Source organism: Porphyromonas asaccharolytica DSM 20707 (genome assembly GCF_000212375.1).
GTDB lineage: Bacteria > Bacteroidota > Bacteroidia > Bacteroidales > Porphyromonadaceae > Porphyromonas > Porphyromonas asaccharolytica.
This window is the reverse complement of record NC_015501.1, coordinates 1,362,005-1,378,370: the sequence shown is the minus strand read 5'-3', so window position 1 is coordinate 1,378,370 and position 16,366 is coordinate 1,362,005. Positions and strand designations below refer to the sequence as shown.

At 55.7% G+C, this 16,366-nt stretch carries 11 protein-coding genes; all 11 read left to right on the top strand.

What is annotated here, in order from left to right; genetic code table 11:
• The first annotated feature begins 9 nt into the window (after nucleotides 1–9).
• The 11 genes from PORAS_RS05400 to PORAS_RS05350 all read left to right on the top strand — a co-directional run bounded on the left by PORAS_RS05400 (nucleotide 10) and on the right by PORAS_RS05350 (nucleotide 16,365).
• Nucleotides 10–1,050, top strand: a complete 1,041-nt coding sequence (locus PORAS_RS05400; RefSeq protein ID WP_013760483.1) for a hypothetical protein — start codon at nucleotides 10–12, stop codon at nucleotides 1,048–1,050.
• Entirely contained in the window at nucleotides 1,043–2,596 is a 1,554-nt protein-coding gene (locus PORAS_RS05395) for a YifB family Mg chelatase-like AAA ATPase (protein ID WP_013760482.1), read from the top strand. The genes PORAS_RS05400 and PORAS_RS05395 overlap by 8 nt, the downstream gene beginning before the upstream one ends.
• A 60-nt stretch (nucleotides 2,597–2,656) precedes the next feature.
• The gene (gene porV, locus PORAS_RS05390) at nucleotides 2,657–3,838 is read left to right on the top strand and encodes a type IX secretion system outer membrane channel protein PorV (RefSeq protein ID WP_004330832.1); all 1,182 of its coding nucleotides are present in this window, start codon (nucleotides 2,657–2,659) and stop codon (nucleotides 3,836–3,838) included.
• Between the two features lie 12 nt (nucleotides 3,839–3,850).
• The gene (gene ispF / locus PORAS_RS05385) at nucleotides 3,851–4,327 is read left to right on the top strand and encodes a 2-C-methyl-D-erythritol 2,4-cyclodiphosphate synthase (RefSeq protein WP_013760481.1); all 477 of its coding nucleotides are present in this window, start codon (nucleotides 3,851–3,853) and stop codon (nucleotides 4,325–4,327) included.
• Nucleotides 4,328–4,512: 185 nt separating this feature from the next.
• Nucleotides 4,513–7,452 (top strand): excinuclease ABC subunit UvrA, encoded by a 2,940-nt coding sequence (uvrA, locus tag PORAS_RS05380; protein WP_013760480.1) that lies wholly within the window; start codon nucleotides 4,513–4,515, stop codon nucleotides 7,450–7,452.
• A 37-nt stretch (nucleotides 7,453–7,489) separates the two neighbouring features.
• Nucleotides 7,490–8,872, top strand: a complete 1,383-nt coding sequence (locus PORAS_RS05375; protein WP_013760479.1) for a hypothetical protein — start codon at nucleotides 7,490–7,492, stop codon at nucleotides 8,870–8,872.
• 1 nt (nucleotide 8,873) lies between these two features.
• The gene (locus tag PORAS_RS05370; protein ID WP_013760478.1) at nucleotides 8,874–11,243 is read left to right on the top strand and encodes an ATP-dependent helicase; all 2,370 of its coding nucleotides are present in this window, start codon (nucleotides 8,874–8,876) and stop codon (nucleotides 11,241–11,243) included.
• Nucleotides 11,244–11,322: 79 nt separating this feature from the next.
• The gene (locus PORAS_RS05365) at nucleotides 11,323–11,778 is read left to right on the top strand and encodes a DUF6078 family protein (protein WP_013760477.1); all 456 of its coding nucleotides are present in this window, start codon (nucleotides 11,323–11,325) and stop codon (nucleotides 11,776–11,778) included.
• 554 nt (nucleotides 11,779–12,332) lie between these two features.
• Nucleotides 12,333–14,342: a DUF349 domain-containing protein gene (locus tag PORAS_RS05360; protein WP_013760475.1), complete on the top strand. Its 2,010-nt coding sequence runs from the start codon at nucleotides 12,333–12,335 to the stop codon at nucleotides 14,340–14,342.
• A gap of 256 nt (nucleotides 14,343–14,598) precedes the next feature.
• Complete coding sequence (mltG, locus tag PORAS_RS05355) at nucleotides 14,599–15,600, top strand: endolytic transglycosylase MltG (RefSeq protein WP_155811473.1); 1,002 nt, start codon at nucleotides 14,599–14,601, stop codon at nucleotides 15,598–15,600.
• A 21-nt stretch (nucleotides 15,601–15,621) separates the two neighbouring features.
• On the top strand, nucleotides 15,622–16,365 hold the full coding sequence (locus PORAS_RS05350) for a tRNA threonylcarbamoyladenosine dehydratase (protein WP_013760473.1): 744 nt from the start codon (nucleotides 15,622–15,624) through the stop codon (nucleotides 16,363–16,365).
• Nucleotide 16,366 lies beyond the last annotated feature (1 nt).

Sequence of the window (16,366 nt, the reverse complement as noted above, 5' to 3'; positions counted from 1 at the left end):
ACACACCCTATGAGACGACTGCTCCACACCTTTAGCATACTATTGCCGACCCTCACCTGCCTGCTCCTACTCGTATCTTGTGGTGGTCAGGTGAAGATTGAGATCGACAGCGGCAAGGCGGACAACACGGGTTACACAGCGCTTCTCTACACGCTACAGAGTGGCGGAGCACAGATTGACACACTCACCTTTACCAAGGTCGGGGAAGCTTTTTCCTACACCTTCGACCGGGACTCTATCTATGAGGCGTACCTCGTTGTGGGCTCCTTCGAGCAATACTATCCGCTAGACTTGCATAGCCGGAGCAAGGTACGCTTTCACCTAGAGGTCGCTTCACCGCACAACTGCTACGACCTTGATGAAGCTAAGAGGACCGGCTACAAGGACTTTCTAAAGGAAGCTGCACCGCTCCTACGCTCTTATGACAAAGCGGTCGCTGACAACGACTTCGACAATGCCAATAAAGAAGCAAAGTTGGTGATGCAGCAATTCATCGCCTTTGCGTCAAACCTCAAAAAGAAGGAGCAGACACGCTATGCGGGACAGATGGACTGGGCGCTAGAGATCATGTCGCTTTATGAGGACGGCATGTCGCAGTTTCGTCAGGCACTCACGGATGGCACCATAGACTCAGGGCTTTTCACGCCTGAGATCTATCAGTTTGTCGTTACCTCCTCGTCCGCTGCACAAAAGGAGTACCCCACGCTACGCGCTATCAACAAGCAGGACACGATCACATGGCAAGCCACCAGCTATCCACAGGGGCGCATACTCTTTGGCGCAGATATCGAGTGGCGAAAAGTGCGCGTACCGCAAGGCTCCCAGCAGTCGATCACACTTCTGCTGCCCCTAGGGAGCGTAGACTCGCTAGCTCAAATAGCCAATCGCCTTGGCGCTTACAACTATATCATTGATGCGCCTGAGCCTCTCCGTGTGCAACTCTACAGAGCTTTAGCTCCAGACAGACAGGCTGGCGTGATGCACTACCGTACCGACAGTAACCACACGCTGGTTGTAGACTCCATCTCTTATTTTCAGTACAATGAGTAAGCTCGTCAAGACCTATTCCTCAGCCCTCGTCAGCCTCGATGCGCTCCTCGTCACTGTCGAGCTCAGTGTCTCCAAGGGGTTTAACATCAGCATGGTAGGACTGCCCGATGCCGCCGTACGGGAGTCGCTCTCGCGTGTCTACACTGCCTGCGATTCCAGCAATGCACATCCCAAGAGCCACAACACGGTCATCAACCTAAGTCCAGGCGATGTGCGCAAGGAGGGGACAGTCTTTGACCTCCCCATCGCTGTGGCACTCCTTGCTGCTAATGAGATCATCCCCGATGAGCCTCTGGCAAACTTTGTGATGGCTGGCGAACTATCTCTCGATGGCACCCTACAGCCTGTCAAAGGAATACTCCCGATGGCTATTATGGCGCGAGAGCAGAAGTTCAAAGGAGTCATCGTGCCCAAAGAAAACGCTCGCGAAGCGGCTGTCGTCAACGACCTAGAGGTGTACGGTGTCGAGTCGCTCAGAGAGGTGATAGACTTCCTCGCAGGGAGAGCTAAGCTAGAACCGACGGTAGTCAACACCCGCGAGGAGTTTGCCCAGCAGCAGTGCGTCTCTTCGGTAGACTTCAGCGAGGTCAAGGGGCAGCCCGCCCTCGTTCGAGCCATGGAGGTCGCAGCTGCAGGAGGGCACAACATCATCATGATCGGCTCGCCTGGATCGGGTAAGTCAATGGTCGCCAAGCGTCTCCCCACGATCCTACCGCCGCTCACCCTCCACGAAGCACTCGAGACGACCAAGATATACTCCGTAGCGGGCGCTCTCAAGGGAGGTGTATCCCTGATGAAGAGTCGCCCCTTCCGTTCGCCGCACCACACCATCTCCAATGTAGCGCTTGTTGGAGGCGGTACGACCCCACGTCCAGGCGAGGTGAGCTTGGCACACAACGGGGTCCTCTTCCTCGACGAACTGGCCGAGTTCAATCGTGTAGCCCTCGAGCTGCTACGTCAGCCGCTTGAAGACCGCACCATCACCATCTCTCGTGCCAAGGCGACCTTTAGCTATCCCGCCTCCTTCATGCTGGTGGCGGCGATGAACCCCTGTCCTTGTGGCTACTACAACGACCCCAACCGTGAGTGTACCTGTCCTCCTGGTGCACCCGCTAAGTATTTGCAAAAGCTCTCTGGTCCTCTTCTAGACCGCATAGACATACAGATCGAGACCCGTCCCGTAGACTTTGACGCTCTCTCAGACCGTCGCCCCTCTGAGAGCAGTGCTGCGATCCGAGAGCGGGTCATCAAGGCTCGAGAGATACAGCTCCGACGCTTCGCTCCCTACCCGGGCATCCATTGCAATGCACAGATGACCCCACGCTTGATGAAACAGTTCGCCTACGTCGAGGGCGACGCTATGAAGATACTGCGTCAGGCGATGATACAGCGCGACCTCTCTGCGAGAGCCTACGATCGCATCCTCAAGGTGGCCCGCACCATTGCCGACCTCGACGGCTCTGAGCAAATATCGCTCAAGCATATCAGCGAGGCGATCAACTACCGCAACCTCGACCGCTCCTCCTGGGGCATCGTATCGGTCTAACAACAAGTAATACAATAAACAGCCTTCCTCCGCCGTTAGTTCAGTAAATCAATAGACTCTATGAAACTTCGCAATCTACGCATAACTACCCTCCTACTCCTAGCCTTGGGGGCGCTAAGCTCTCACCTCACAGCTCAAGAAGTGAGCCAAGACAGACGCTTCAATCCAGTCCTCACCTCAGTACCCTCACTCAATATCAACCCGAGTGCCCGTGCTGCAGGTCTAGCCGATATGGGTGTCTCGACCACACCTGACGTACAGTCTCAGTACTTCAACCCTGCTAAGTACGCTTTCCTCAGTAGCAAGGCGGGGATCAGTATGTCCTACACACCTTGGCTCGCTAAGCTGGTCAAGGATATCAAGCTCATGGAGCTAGTCGGCTACTATAAGATAGGTCGTGAGAGTAACCAAGCGCTGAGTGCCTCGGTACGCTACTTCTCTTTTGGTGCTATCGAGCAGTTTGGACCTATGTCCGAGTCTCTCGGTGAAGCGCACCCCAATGAGTTTGCCGTAGACTTTGGCTATGGTCTACAGCTCTCTGACAGTTACTCGATGGCGGTCGCTCTGCGCTACATACGTGCTGACAACAACCTTGCAACGGGTGAGAAGAGCGCAGGCAATGCCTTTGCAGCAGACATCGCGGGTTTCTACAATCGTTACTTTGACCTAGGCTCTGCCGAGAGCTTGTGGACCTTCGGCTTCAACATTAAGAACATCGGTACCAAGATCTCTTACGACAACGGCGGCACCAGTATGTTTATCCCGACCAATCTATCGCTCGGTACAGGACTCCTCTACCCCTTTGATGAGTACAATGCACTAGCCTTCAATGTGGAGGCGAGCAAGCTACTCGTCCCAACCCCTCCGGTAAAGGATCAAGCTAACCCCGAGGCGTACGATGCTGCTCGTGAGAAGTATCTCAACACCTCCTCCATCGCAGGTATCTTCACCTCGTGGGCCGATGCTCCTGGCGGCTTCAAGGAGGAGCTACAAGAGGTCTCCCTCCGACTCGGTGCTGAGTACAGCTACAACAACCGCTTCTTCCTACGTGCGGGTTACCACTACTTACACCCTGACAAAGGTAATCTGCAGTACTTCACCGCTGGTGCGGGCTTCAAGATGAACGTCTTCAGTATCGACGCCTCTTACCTCGTCTCGACCGTCCAAAGCAACCCGCTCGACCAGACGCTCCGCTTCACCATCGCCTTCGACTTTGACGGCATTCGTGAACTACTCAAGTAACCCATCGCAAGCATGACCTGCAGCTATCGCATAGGCTCTGGTTACGACATCCATCGTACCACACCAGACCGACCGCTCGTCCTCTGTGGCATACGCATCCCCAGCCCGCTAGGACTCCTCGGTCACTCCGATGCAGACGTAGCACTGCACGCCTTGATGGATGCTCTCCTCGGGGCTATCGGTCAGCGAGACATCGGCTACCACTTCCCCGACACCGATGAGCAGTACCGAGGAGCCGACAGCACTCAGCTCCTCGCCACCGTCATGCAGATGGTTCGCGAGGCGGGCTATCAAGTGGTCAATGCCGACCTCACCATCATCGCTCAGCAACCTAAGCTATCAGGTCATATACCGCAGATGATAGCGCGCCTTGAGGAGCTACTCGACACTCCTTGCGTCAATGTCAAGGCGACGACCCATGAGCATCTCGGACCGCTAGGCAATAGCGAGGGTATCGCAGCGCAAGCTGTCGTACTGCTTACTCGCTGATCCCCACGCCATATTAGAACCCCAATAGCCACGAAGGAGATACCGACATCCTTCGTGGCTATTCTGTTTTATCGTCTCTGATGATCAGAGCCGCTAACAGCCAACAGCCAACAGCCAATAGCTAACCACCTCCTTGTCGTAGAAAAGCACTATATTTGTAGGCTATGAACCGCATCTCTAGATAAATGGATCAGAATAAGCAGATAGACGCTCACACCGATAGGCCTAACGACAGCAACACACACGCCTCAGCTTCTGAGCAGGAGCTATGGGCGATGGGTGCCATCGAGGTACATGGAGCTCGTGTACACAACCTGAAGAATATCGAAGTCTCGCTGCCTCGCCATAAGTTGACCGTCGTGACAGGACTCTCAGGGAGTGGTAAGTCTTCGCTTGCCTTTGACACGCTACTAGCTGAGGGACAGAGACGCTATCTAGATACTTTCTCCTCCTATGCGCGTAGCTTCATCGGGGGCGGTGGCGGGCGACCCGACGTCGACGAGATCGTGGGGCTTAGTCCCGTGGTAGCTATCGAGCAGAAGAGTGCCTCGACCAATCCTCGCTCTACCGTTGGCACCGTGACGGAGATCTACGACTACCTACGTATCCTCTATGCACGTGTCGGCACCCCTTACTCCTACCTCACGGGCAAGGAGATGGTGCGCTACACCGAGGAGCAGGTCGTGGAGCATATTATGGAGCAGTACGCTGACGAGGGGATCTACATCCTGGCTCCCGTCGTGGTCGATCGCAAGGGTCACTACCGCGAGCTCTTCGAGCAGATGAGGCGTAGAGGCTTCCTACACGCTTACATTGACGGTGAGGTATGCGAGCTGACGCCTGGCATGCGACTCAACCGCTTCTCCATACACTACGTCAGTGTCGTGGTGGACAAATGTACCGTACGGGAGAGCAATAAGCAGCGCATCACCGAGGCGGTGGGCATAGCGATGAAGCTCGGAGAGGGGGTCATCGATGTGATGCGACGTGATAGCACAGAGATACAGCATCTGAGCAAGCGACTGATGGACCCCGAGAGTGGTATCGCCTATCCAGACGCTTCGCCAGCCGACTTCTCGTTCAATTCGCCTCGTGGCTACTGTAAGCGCTGTAAAGGCCTAGGGCGTGTGGGCGTACTAGACATAGACAAGGTGGTGGCCGATCCGAAGATCTCCATACGTGAGGGTGCTATCGTACCCATCGGGCGCTACAAGAAGCGCAGCCTACTCTTTACCTCTATTGAGGAGATCTTGAAGGAGTATGGCTGCACGATAGACACACCATTTGAAAAGATCCCCGAGGAGGCGGTCGAGCAGATATTCTTTGGGGTCGACTCAGACGAAGAGGACGACGAGGGCGAGGCACACTTCACCTTCGATGGGGTCTCTCAGTATGTGCGGGAGCTGGCGGAGGATGACGACGCTACGGCATCTATGCGCAACTGGGCGGAAGAGTTCCTGACGGAGCAAATCTGTCCCGAGTGCAACGGACAACGCCTCAACCCGATAGCCCTCAGCTACAAGCTCGCGGGCTACACCATCGCCGACCTGACGGAGCTAGACCTAGACCGTCTGGTAGAGCGACTACGTGAGATCGAGGGGCAGCTAACGAAGAATCAGCAGAAGGTAGCCCACGAAGTGATCAAAGAGATCTTGCTGCGGGTCAACTTCCTACTAGATGTGGGGCTCTACTACCTCACACTCGCTCGTCCCTCCGCTTCGCTCAGTGGTGGCGAGTCACAGCGCATACGTCTCGCCACGCAGATCGGTACTGGGCTGGTTGAGGTACTCTATATACTAGATGAGCCAGGCATCGGCCTGCATCAGCGCGACAACCGCATGCTCATAGATGCCCTCAAGAAGCTTCGCGATGCGCAAAACACGGTCCTCGTCGTAGAGCACGACCGCGACATGATGCTCGCAGCCGACTACCTGATCGATATGGGACCAGGAGCGGGTCGTCTCGGCGGGCATGTGACCTATCAGGGGCCGCCCTCTGCGATTGGCGACACGCATACGCTCACCTGCGACTATCTGACCAATAGGCTAGCTATCCCGCTACCAGCAGCCTACCGACAGCCTACCGAAGAGGCATGGCTACGACTCAAGGGCTGCGCGGGTAATAACCTTAAGAACGTGGATGTCTCTATACCGCTAGGACTCTTCGTCTGCGTCACAGGCGTGTCGGGGAGCGGTAAGTCTTCGCTCATCAACGGCACCTTGGTGCCGATCATCTCACAGCACCTCTATCGTAGCAAGCAGGCACCGCTCCCCTATGCTTCTGTCGAGGGCTTGGAGCTGATTGACAAGATAGCTTTCGTCGATCAGTCACCACTAGGACGCACCCCGAGGAGCAATCCAGCCACCTACACCGGTCTTTTTAGCGAGATCCGCAACCTCTTTGTCAAAGTTCCCGAGAGCCGTGCGCGAGGGTACAAGCCAGGGCGCTTCTCCTTTAATGTCAAGGGCGGAAGATGCGAAGAGTGCAAAGGCAACGGCTACAAAACCATCTCAATGAACTTCCTCCCCGACGTGACCATCCCGTGCGATGTGTGCCGTGGCAAGCGGTACAACCGTGAGACCCTCGAGGTGCGCTACAAGGGTAAGAGCATAGCCGAGGTGCTAGACATGACCTTCAATCAGGCGGTCGAGTTCTTCGAGCATATCCCCGCCCTCTACCGCAAGCTCTCTACGCTGCAGCGGGTCGGGCTGGGCTATGTCAAGTTAGGTCAACCCTCCACAACGCTCTCGGGCGGTGAGAGCCAACGTGTCAAGCTGGCGACCGAGCTGTCGAAGCGAGACACGGGACGCACCCTCTACGTCCTCGATGAGCCGACGACAGGTCTACACTTTGAGGACATACGTGTCCTGCTCAAGCTGGTCAATGAGCTCGTAGACCGTGGCAATACGGTACTCATCATCGAGCACAATCTAGATGTGATCAAGAGCGCTGACTACCTCATTGATATGGGACTAGAGGGCGGGCGCAATGGCGGCGAGGTCATCTTTGCGGGCTCGCCACAAGAGATGGCGCAGAGCCCCGACACGCAGAGCTACACAGCGCACTACCTCAAGGAGGAGATGCAGCGCACCCCAATGACAGAATCAGACGAGCAGGCTTCCTAAGCCGCTCAATCATCTATACCTATTTATCTACTAAACTATGCAACAGACAGATCCCAAGAAGCTCTCCAACCGCTATTGCCCCGAAGGCATGAGCGTCGAAGCCTGGCAGATAGCGCTCCGCAAGCAGTTTGCCGAGCAAAACGACTTTACCGTCACCCACTTAGACAAGAATCGTATCTGGGGAGACTACATGGTGCAGAGCGGATCAAACCACTACCGTGTCGCCTTCCGAGGCGTACGGAGCGACCGCAACTACTGCGCTTGTCTAGACTTTCGCACCAGCGGGCTAGGCACTTGCAAGCATATCGAGGCGGTCGCCAACTACCTCTCGGAGGTGGTGCCAGGCTACCCCTGGGGCACCACGCCCTTCCAGCCCGACCGCACCTCTATCTTCATCAGTTACAAGGGGGGACGCACCATCGAGTGCAGTATAGGCAAGGGCAAAGAGGAGCTGTACGCCGATTGGCAGGCGCGCTACTTCGAGGGGACCCTGCTCCCACCCAAGCATTACCATCTCATCGATCAAATAACCCGAGAAGCAAAGGAACTCTCCAGTACCTTCCAGTGCTACGACGATGTCTACGAGATGATACGTGGCTACCTGCGTCTCAGCAATTGGCGTGAGCTAGTAACCAAAAAGCTCCCCACGGGCGAATTGTCACAGCCTTACGTACAGGCTGAGAGTAGCCTCGAGATGCGACAGACACTCTACCAGCTCCTGTGGCAGAGCTACGGCATCATCCCAGCGCCTCACAGCGAGACCATCATCGAGCCTATGATAGCGATGATGCGCTTCGTCTCCGTTCACGAGCCAGGGCGTATGCTCATCATCGTACATGACGAGGAGGAGCAGAGCCTGTGGCACGAAATACTAGAGATGCGCGGTGTGACTGAGGGAGTCTCCGTAGCGCTCGCCTCCGAGGTGACTAGACAAAACGCAAGCATCTCAGGCGCCTACAGCTTTGTCTACGTAGCTTGTGGCGAAAAGCTCAGCAAGTGGACCGATCCCGTCTCCATAGCGATCAAGCGACTCGTGATCAGCCACCTTTACATCTCTGTGCCGCACCTATCGCTCTTCACGCCCCTGCAGTTCTCCTCCGTAACGCAGCATATCGACCCCTATCTGTTGGGACCGACTTACCTCTTTATAGAGGATGCCAAGCAGTTCTTCCCGATGACCGACCTGCCCGAGCGATTGCCGCAGCGGTTAGAGGGCTTGATCACCTTCCTGCCCGACGACCCCACCATACGCACCTACGAGCCACAGCAGCCGACCACACCGAGCGAGGAGCCTGTGTACGACGATGAGGCACTCCCCCACCAGCTTCTGCAGGCGCTACGAGACGCCATCGCCGACCCCAAGCGACGCATACGCCTGCTCGAGACGCTAGACGCAATCCTCCAGGAAGAGCAAGAGTAATATGGTAGACCTCACTGCACTCAACGAAGCACAGCGAGCTGCCGTCGTCTATAACGAAGGACCCGCCCTAGTCATCGCTGGGGCAGGCTCAGGCAAGACCCGCGTCATCACCTACAAGCTGGCACACCTCGTAGACCAAGGGTGGAACCCCCAGCGACTCTACGCCCTCACCTTTACCAACAAAGCAGCCGGCGAGATGCGTTCACGTGTTAGCGACATGCTCGGCGAGAGCATCGCTTATAGGCTACGCATGGGTACCTTTCACGCCATCTGCGGACGTATCCTGCGGCGCTACGCCCCACTGCTTGGCTATAGCCAGGACTACTCCATCTACGATACCAGTGACACCAAGGCACTCATACGCAACTGCATCAAGGAGCTAGACCTCAGCGACAAGAACTACACCCCGACACGTGTCCTCAAGCGCATATCCGATGCGAAAAACATGCTCATCTCCCCACAAGCCTATGCCGCCAATCAGGAGATACGCAAGTACGATACGATGAATCATGAGGGTGAGCTCTACAAGCTCTACAGCCTCTACACGCAGCGATGCAAGGAGAGCAACTCGATGGACTTCGACGACCTCCTCTTCCTCCTCAACGTCCTCATACGCGACTTCCCCGAGGCGCACCAAGAGATCAAGAGTGGCATAGACTTCCTCCTCATCGATGAGTATCAGGATACAAACACCTCACAGTTTGAGCTAGCCCGTCACCTCGTCGCCGACCACAACCGCATCTTTGCCGTGGGCGACGATGCCCAGAGCATCTACTCCTTCCGAGGGGCGCGCATTGCCAATATTCTGAGCTTCAAGCAAGCTTTCGCCGGTGCCAAGCTCTTTAAGCTAGAGCAAAACTACCGCTCCACGGGCCATATCGTGAGCAGTGCCAATGCTCTCATCGAGCACAACCAGCAGCGCATCCCCAAGGAGGTCTACACCGACCTCGGCGAGGGCGAGAAGCTACAGCTCTACCACTACACCTCGTCCGACGAGGAGGCGACACGACTCATCGACATCATCACCCAGCGACACGATGAGGAGCAGATACCGCTCTCTGACCAGACCATCCTCTACCGCACGAACGCTCAGAGCCGTAAGTTCGAGGAGGTCCTTCTCTCGGAGGGCATCCCCTATGTCATCTACGGAGGTATGGCCTTTTACGCTCGTGCCGAGATCAAAGATGCCATAGCTTACCTCCAGCTCATCATCAACCCGCACAACGAGCTGGCACTGCGCCGAGCCATCGCCTATCCACGCAAAGGCATTGGCGACAAAACCCTCGAGAAGGTAGCTCTCTATGCCAAGCAGCAAAGCCCGCAGCTATCCCTCTACGACGCGCTCTGCGCCGCTATCGACAGTGCCGACCCCGTCGGTCTCAGCCGAGGCGTGCGCAACAAGATAGCCTCCTTTGTCAATCTCATCGACTCGCTCGCCACCGCTTATCAGCACTATGCCAAGCTGGAGGAGTGGATCGCACACATACTACGTGAGAGCGGTATCGTCGCTGAGCTCACACGCGAAGACACCGTCGAGAGCCAGGCGAAGCTCGACAACCTCAAGGAGTTTGTCAGCAGTGCCTCCGAGTTTGAGGCTCGCTACCGACAGGACCCGCTCAACCTCTTTGCCGAGGAGCCACTAAGCACCGAGATCCTCAGCGCCTTTGCCCAGCAGATCCCCCTCTTGACCAACCAAGATCAGGACAACGTCGAGCAGCATAGCGGAGCCACCCCGCAGGATCGACTACAGCTCATGACCATCCACGCCGCCAAGGGACTCGAGTTCCCCTACGTCTACATCGCGGGTGTCGAGGAGAACCTCCTCCCCTCCTCACGCAGCCTCGACACCGCCGAGATGATCGAAGAGGAGCGCCGACTCCTCTACGTCGGCATCACACGAGCCCAAAAGCTCTGCACCCTCAGCTATACCAGCATACGCACGCGCAACGGTAAGACCGAGCTCATGATCCCCAGCCGCTTCATCGCCGAGCTACCACGGGCGCACTACACCCTCCACGAGGAGGCAGACCCCATCGGGACCAGCGTGAGCAGCTATGCCACAAGCTACCAGCCGACCAACTACAGCTCACCCGCCACAGCACAGCGACCCACCACCAGCGCAACTAGCACCAGCACCAGCTCCAGCTCCAGCACCGCCACGGCGCAACAGATGCTCGCGAAGAGTTCGCCCGTCAACGCCCTCGAGAGCATCGACGGCTACCACGTCGGTGACCGCGTGCGCCATCCACGTCATGGCGACGGCAAGATAGAGCGCATCGAGAGCGCTATGGGCGGCAAACTCACCATCCACTTCGACGACGGCAGGACCCGCGAAGTACTCATCCGCTACACCCACCTAGAGCATATATAGGAGCCTCTAACTAACCCCAGACTAACCCTAATCTAACCCTGAAAGCACAATAAACTGATTTACTAAACACAAAAAACTTATGGAACACGCTAGTTGTTACACACCACGATGCACCCGACGAGAGCAGTGCACCCTCTGGCACAACGCTCTCAAAGAAGTCGAGCACAGCAATAGCTTGCTCACCATCACCAATCCCCAGCTCATCGACAAGGCAGGCGGATATGACCACTGCCCCAACTACCACGAGCACAAGCTCAGACGCTATGCCCGTGGACTCGTATGGAGCTACAACGATCTGACCCTAGGGCAAAAGGAACAAATAGAGGCGCAACTCAATGCTCACTTCGGCAAGAGTGGTGTCATACGTATGCGCTGTGGCTACGAGGCGATCAGCCCCGAGGAGCAAGGCTTCATAGCAGAGACCTTCGCCACCCACGCTCCCGCCGTCGAGCCACGGTACCAAACATACGAAGAGCATTACGTCAAGCCCCCACGCATAGAGGGTCGCGCAGCTCACAAGCTACTCAAGGGCTAGCCACTACACGCACACACACTCGTAGGGACGCACGGTCTAGACATTGACCGTGCGTCCTTTTTTTCGTCAAAGCGAGACGTAATCCTGTAGGGGCGGACCTATGTGTCCGCCCATTGTCGTCGGAGCGTTGTATGCCATGTGGGCGGACACGCAGGTCCGCCCCTACACAAACCACATCAACACAAAAAGTCTAGCCATCAGACGCTGTAACACCAGTAACGGACGCACAGACCGTGCGTCCCTACAGCCGTTACACGTCTCCCGACCATACGTTCCGATCGTTACTCGTCAAGTGTCTCAACCTTTCCAACGGTGGAAAGAAAAGTTCCCTCCGTTGGAAAAAGAAATTTTCAGCGTTGGAAATTTTATTTTCCAAGGCTGGAAAGTTTTTGGAAAGTTGACACTTTGCGCAAATAGTCCCCCAATCGCGAAGAATTAGTTATCTTTGCATTCAGAGCAGCATTAGCTGAATGAGCAAACGAGGAGCCTGTACGCTGCGCTGACGCATACGGCGACTCCTCGATATTAGTTATACATCTAGAATCATCTCGAAAATGAATCTTATCCCACAAGAAGAGAACAACACAGAGCAGACCTCTGCTCTCGACCAGACGACTACTACACCATCGACGCAGGAAGCGACGACATCCCAGGCTAACACTCCAGAGACCTCTCCATCGCCCGAGGCGGTGGCTGAGACGACTCCAGAGAAGTCTGTCGCTACGGAGGAGACCACCGAGACGATTCAAGCTGAGACGACGGCACCGGCCGAGCTATCGGAGGAGGAGCGACAGTATCAGGAGCTACTCAACAAGAGCGACGCAGACATTGCTAAGATGAGCTGCGCACAGATCACTGACGATGTGGTTCTCCTCCTGCAGAGCGGTGAGCTGCCTCCACGCTCTATCATCGATCGCTACAAGAATGTCTTCTACAGCAAGATGAATAGCTACCTGAACACGGTCTCTGAGGAGAATGCTAAGCTACGTGCTGACGCTGAGGCACAGGAGATACGTCTCAAGGAGCTACTCAATGACTTTAAGGAGCGGAATCGCAAGCGCCAAGAGGAGATAGCTGAGGAGCAGAAGGCTAATCTAGCTACCAAGCGTGACCTTGTGGAGCGTCTGAGTAAGCTGCTCACGTCGAGCGAGAGCTTTAGCATCATCAGCAAGGAGTATCGTGAGATCACGGAGAGCTGGCGCAACACGGGTGCTGTGCCTCCTGGTGATATGCGTCAGATACAGGGTGAGTTTGAGCATCTGAGGGAGCAGTTTTACGATCTGCAGCAGATCAATAACGAGTTTCGCGACTATGACTTCAAGAAGAACCTTGAGGCTAAGGAGGCAATCATACAGCGTGCTAAGGAGTTGGCAGAGTCTACCGATGTAACGCAAGCTGCTCGCGAATTGCAAGATCTACACCACCGCTGGCGCGACGTGGGTCCTGTGGCTAAGGAGCTTCGCAAGGATCTGTGGAAGCAGTTTCAGGAGCTTTCGGCAAAGATCAACAACAACAACCAGGAGTATCGTAACCAGCAGCGCACGCAGGAGGGTGAGAACGAAGCGATCAAGCGGGGTATCATCACGCAGATCGAGGCGATCAATCCGAACGATATACATACCTTCAAGGATTGGCGCACCTACACGGATCAGATCAAGGAGCTGCAAGATCAGTGGCGTAAGACGGGTCGTGTGCCTCGTGCGGTGAGCGAGGAGCTATACCTGCACTTTAGGACGGCGTGTGACATCTTCTTTGACAAGCGCAAGGAGTTCATGCGTGATCGCAACAAGCTGATCAGTGAGCAGGGCGACCGCAAGCGTGCGATCATCGAGGAGATCGAGCAGATCGTCGCTGAGGAGCGCTGGCCTGAGGGACATAGTCGCATACAGGAGCTTCAGACGGAGTGGAATGAGATGATCCACACGAACAAGCACCAGGCTCTCTTCAAGCGCTTCCGTGCTGCTTGCGACACTTACTACACGCATCACAAAGCGCTCTATCAGGCTCAGCGTGAGGAGAGCAAGGAGTCGGTGGCTACGGCTAAGCAGCTCTTAGCTCGTGCACATGAGCTGGCCGCTATCGAAGCACCGAGCGATGCTGATCGTGAGGAGGCGGTGACCCTGCAGAGAGACTTTAACCAGCTGGGCTACATGCCTCGCAAGACGCGCCGTAAGCTACAAGATGAGCTGAAGGAGCAGATGGATGCTTTCTTCAATAAGCTGAGAGCTAGCGACAAGCCTCGTGGCGACAGACGTGGTAACCGCAACAATAACCGTCGCAACTTCGGCCCCGCTAGTCCTTATGGTGAGGAATACGATCGTATACAGCGCCGCAAGGAGCAGCTGGAGAGCGACCTGCAGACTTACAGCAACAACAAGGAGCGCCTGAGTGTGACGAGCCGTGCGGGCGAGAATCTGCTCAAGATGCTTGAGGAGCGTTGTGACTCGATGCAGCGAGAGATCGACGAGCTAGATCTCAAGCTACGTGATATACGTAAGGAGCAGAGAGCACAGCAAGGGGCTGATGAACCAGCTGACGCTCCTGAGCAGAGTAAGGAGGAGTAAAGCCTTACTGCTCTCCCCTATGATATGACAAAAAAGAAAGTACCCACAAGAGACTACCCCACTCCTCTATGAGTGTGTATCATCCCTTGTGGGTACTGCTTTACCTGCTCGTCTTTACTAACTGATTAGACTCTTACTCTATATGTCCCGCAGTCGCAGATCTAAATCTAAACAATGGCGTCCTTCATACTTCAACGACACTTCGCACAGGAGTCATCACCATGGGTCGTCTAGACGCATACGTACGTGGATACGCTTGACGCTACTCATTGTCATACTGCTCTTACTCTCGTGGGCAGCTTACCTCTTGCTGCGTCCTGCGGGGCGCACGAGTCAGCAGGAGTGCTACGCCTACATCACGGACACGACTAGTAGCGAGGCGCTGATAGCGACTATCACGAAGGAGCTAGAGGTCAAAAACCCCACACTGCTCCGTAGCGTGGCTCGTCTCGTACGCATTGAGGAGAGACTGCGCCCAGGCCGCTACCGGCTAAGCCCCGACATGAGCATCCTCTCCATCTGCAAGACGATCAAGTATGGAGCTCAGTCTCCGGTCAGACTCTCTTTCTCCTCTATCCGTACGCAGGAAGAGCTGATCGACAAGCTGACGGCTCCCCTAGAGATGAGCGCCGATGAGCTACGCACGCTACTGCGAGACTCTGTCTACTGCGACTCGCTAGGGTTCACGACCGAGACGATACGCTGTATGTTTCTCCCAGACACGCACGAGGTCTACTGGACGGTCTCCCCTAAAGAGCTACTGCACAAGTATGAGCAGAGCTACCACAAGTTTTGGGATCAGAAGCGTACCGCACTGGCTCAGGAGATAGGGCTCACGCCGGTAGAGGTCTCTATCGTAGCTTCGATCGTCGAGGAGGAGTCGAGCAAGACGGACGAGTACAGCGACATCGCGGGGCTTTACATCAATCGTCTGCGCAAGGGCATGGCACTGCAGGCTGACCCGACGCTTAAGTTTGCCTCGGGCAACTTCACGGCGCAGCGTATCGGTGGAGAGCTACTCAAGGCTGACTCGCCCTACAACACCTATAAGTATAAGGGTCTCCCCCCAGGTCCTATCCGCTATCCACAGATGACGACGCTGGATGCTGTGCTGCATCACACGGCGCACGACTACCTATACATGTGTGCTCGGGCAGACTTCTCGGGGTATCATGCTTTCGCGGCTAATTACGCAGATCATATGCGCAATGCTAGAGCTTATCAGAAGGCTCTAGATGAGCGGGGCATCACAGAGTAACGACACTTGATAACGACACCTATGGACGACGTACCACACTGGCTGGAGCGTACGGAGCTACTCCTCGGGAGCGAGACGTTGCGAGGCTTTGCTGACAAGCATATCCTGGTCGTGGGGCTAGGCGGTGTGGGGAGCAAGGCGTGCGAACTGCTAGCGCGCTCTGGCATCGGTCGCTTTACGCTCGTAGATCACGACAAGGTCGATGAGACGAATATCAATCGCCAGGTGATCGCCTTTAGAGATACCATAGGGCGTCCTAAGGTGGAGGTGGTGGAGGAGCTACTGCATCGGATCAATCCTACCATAACGGTGGAGACTCACGCTGCCTATCTCTCTGGCGACAACATCCCCACGCTCCTCTCGACACATCACTACGACTATATACTGGACTGCATCGATACGCTCACGCCTAAGTGCGAACTGATCCTCGCTGCGCATCAACTGGGCATCCCGATCATCAGCGCTATGGGTGCGGGTGCTAAGCTAGATCCACGGCAGGTCTCCGTAGCTCCGATGAGTAAGACGCATATCTGTGCCTTGGCACGCTTCGTACGCAAGCGACTTCGCCAGCTAGAGGCACCGCGTGCCGTCTTTGCCACGCCCTGTGTCTACAGTAGCGAGCCGTCACACGAGGAGGCTATACGTGCCCTACCCCACAGCGACCAGAACAAGCGTAGCATCGTCGGGACGATCTCTTACATGCCCCAGCTCTTTGGGCTCCATATGGCAGCCTACGTACTACAAGACCTCTCTACGCCTCAGTAAA

Bases quoted from the DNA above. Each gene is read 5' to 3' on its own strand.
- PORAS_RS05400 (WP_013760483.1), top strand. From the start codon at position 10: ATGAGACGACTGCTCCACACCTTTAGCATACTATTGCCGACCCTCACC.
- PORAS_RS05395 (WP_013760482.1), top strand. From the start codon at position 1,043: ATGAGTAAGCTCGTCAAGACCTATTCCTCAGCCCTCGTCAGCCTCGAT.
- porV (WP_004330832.1), top strand. From the start codon at position 2,657: ATGAAACTTCGCAATCTACGCATAACTACCCTCCTACTCCTAGCCTTG.
- ispF (WP_013760481.1), top strand. From the start codon at position 3,851: ATGACCTGCAGCTATCGCATAGGCTCTGGTTACGACATCCATCGTACC.
- uvrA (WP_013760480.1), top strand. From the start codon at position 4,513: ATGGATCAGAATAAGCAGATAGACGCTCACACCGATAGGCCTAACGAC.
- PORAS_RS05375 (WP_013760479.1), top strand. From the start codon at position 7,490: ATGCAACAGACAGATCCCAAGAAGCTCTCCAACCGCTATTGCCCCGAA.
- PORAS_RS05370 (WP_013760478.1), top strand. From the start codon at position 8,874: ATGGTAGACCTCACTGCACTCAACGAAGCACAGCGAGCTGCCGTCGTC.
- PORAS_RS05365 (WP_013760477.1), top strand. From the start codon at position 11,323: ATGGAACACGCTAGTTGTTACACACCACGATGCACCCGACGAGAGCAG.
- PORAS_RS05360 (WP_013760475.1), top strand. From the start codon at position 12,333: ATGAATCTTATCCCACAAGAAGAGAACAACACAGAGCAGACCTCTGCT.
- PORAS_RS05350 (WP_013760473.1), top strand. From the start codon at position 15,622: ATGGACGACGTACCACACTGGCTGGAGCGTACGGAGCTACTCCTCGGG.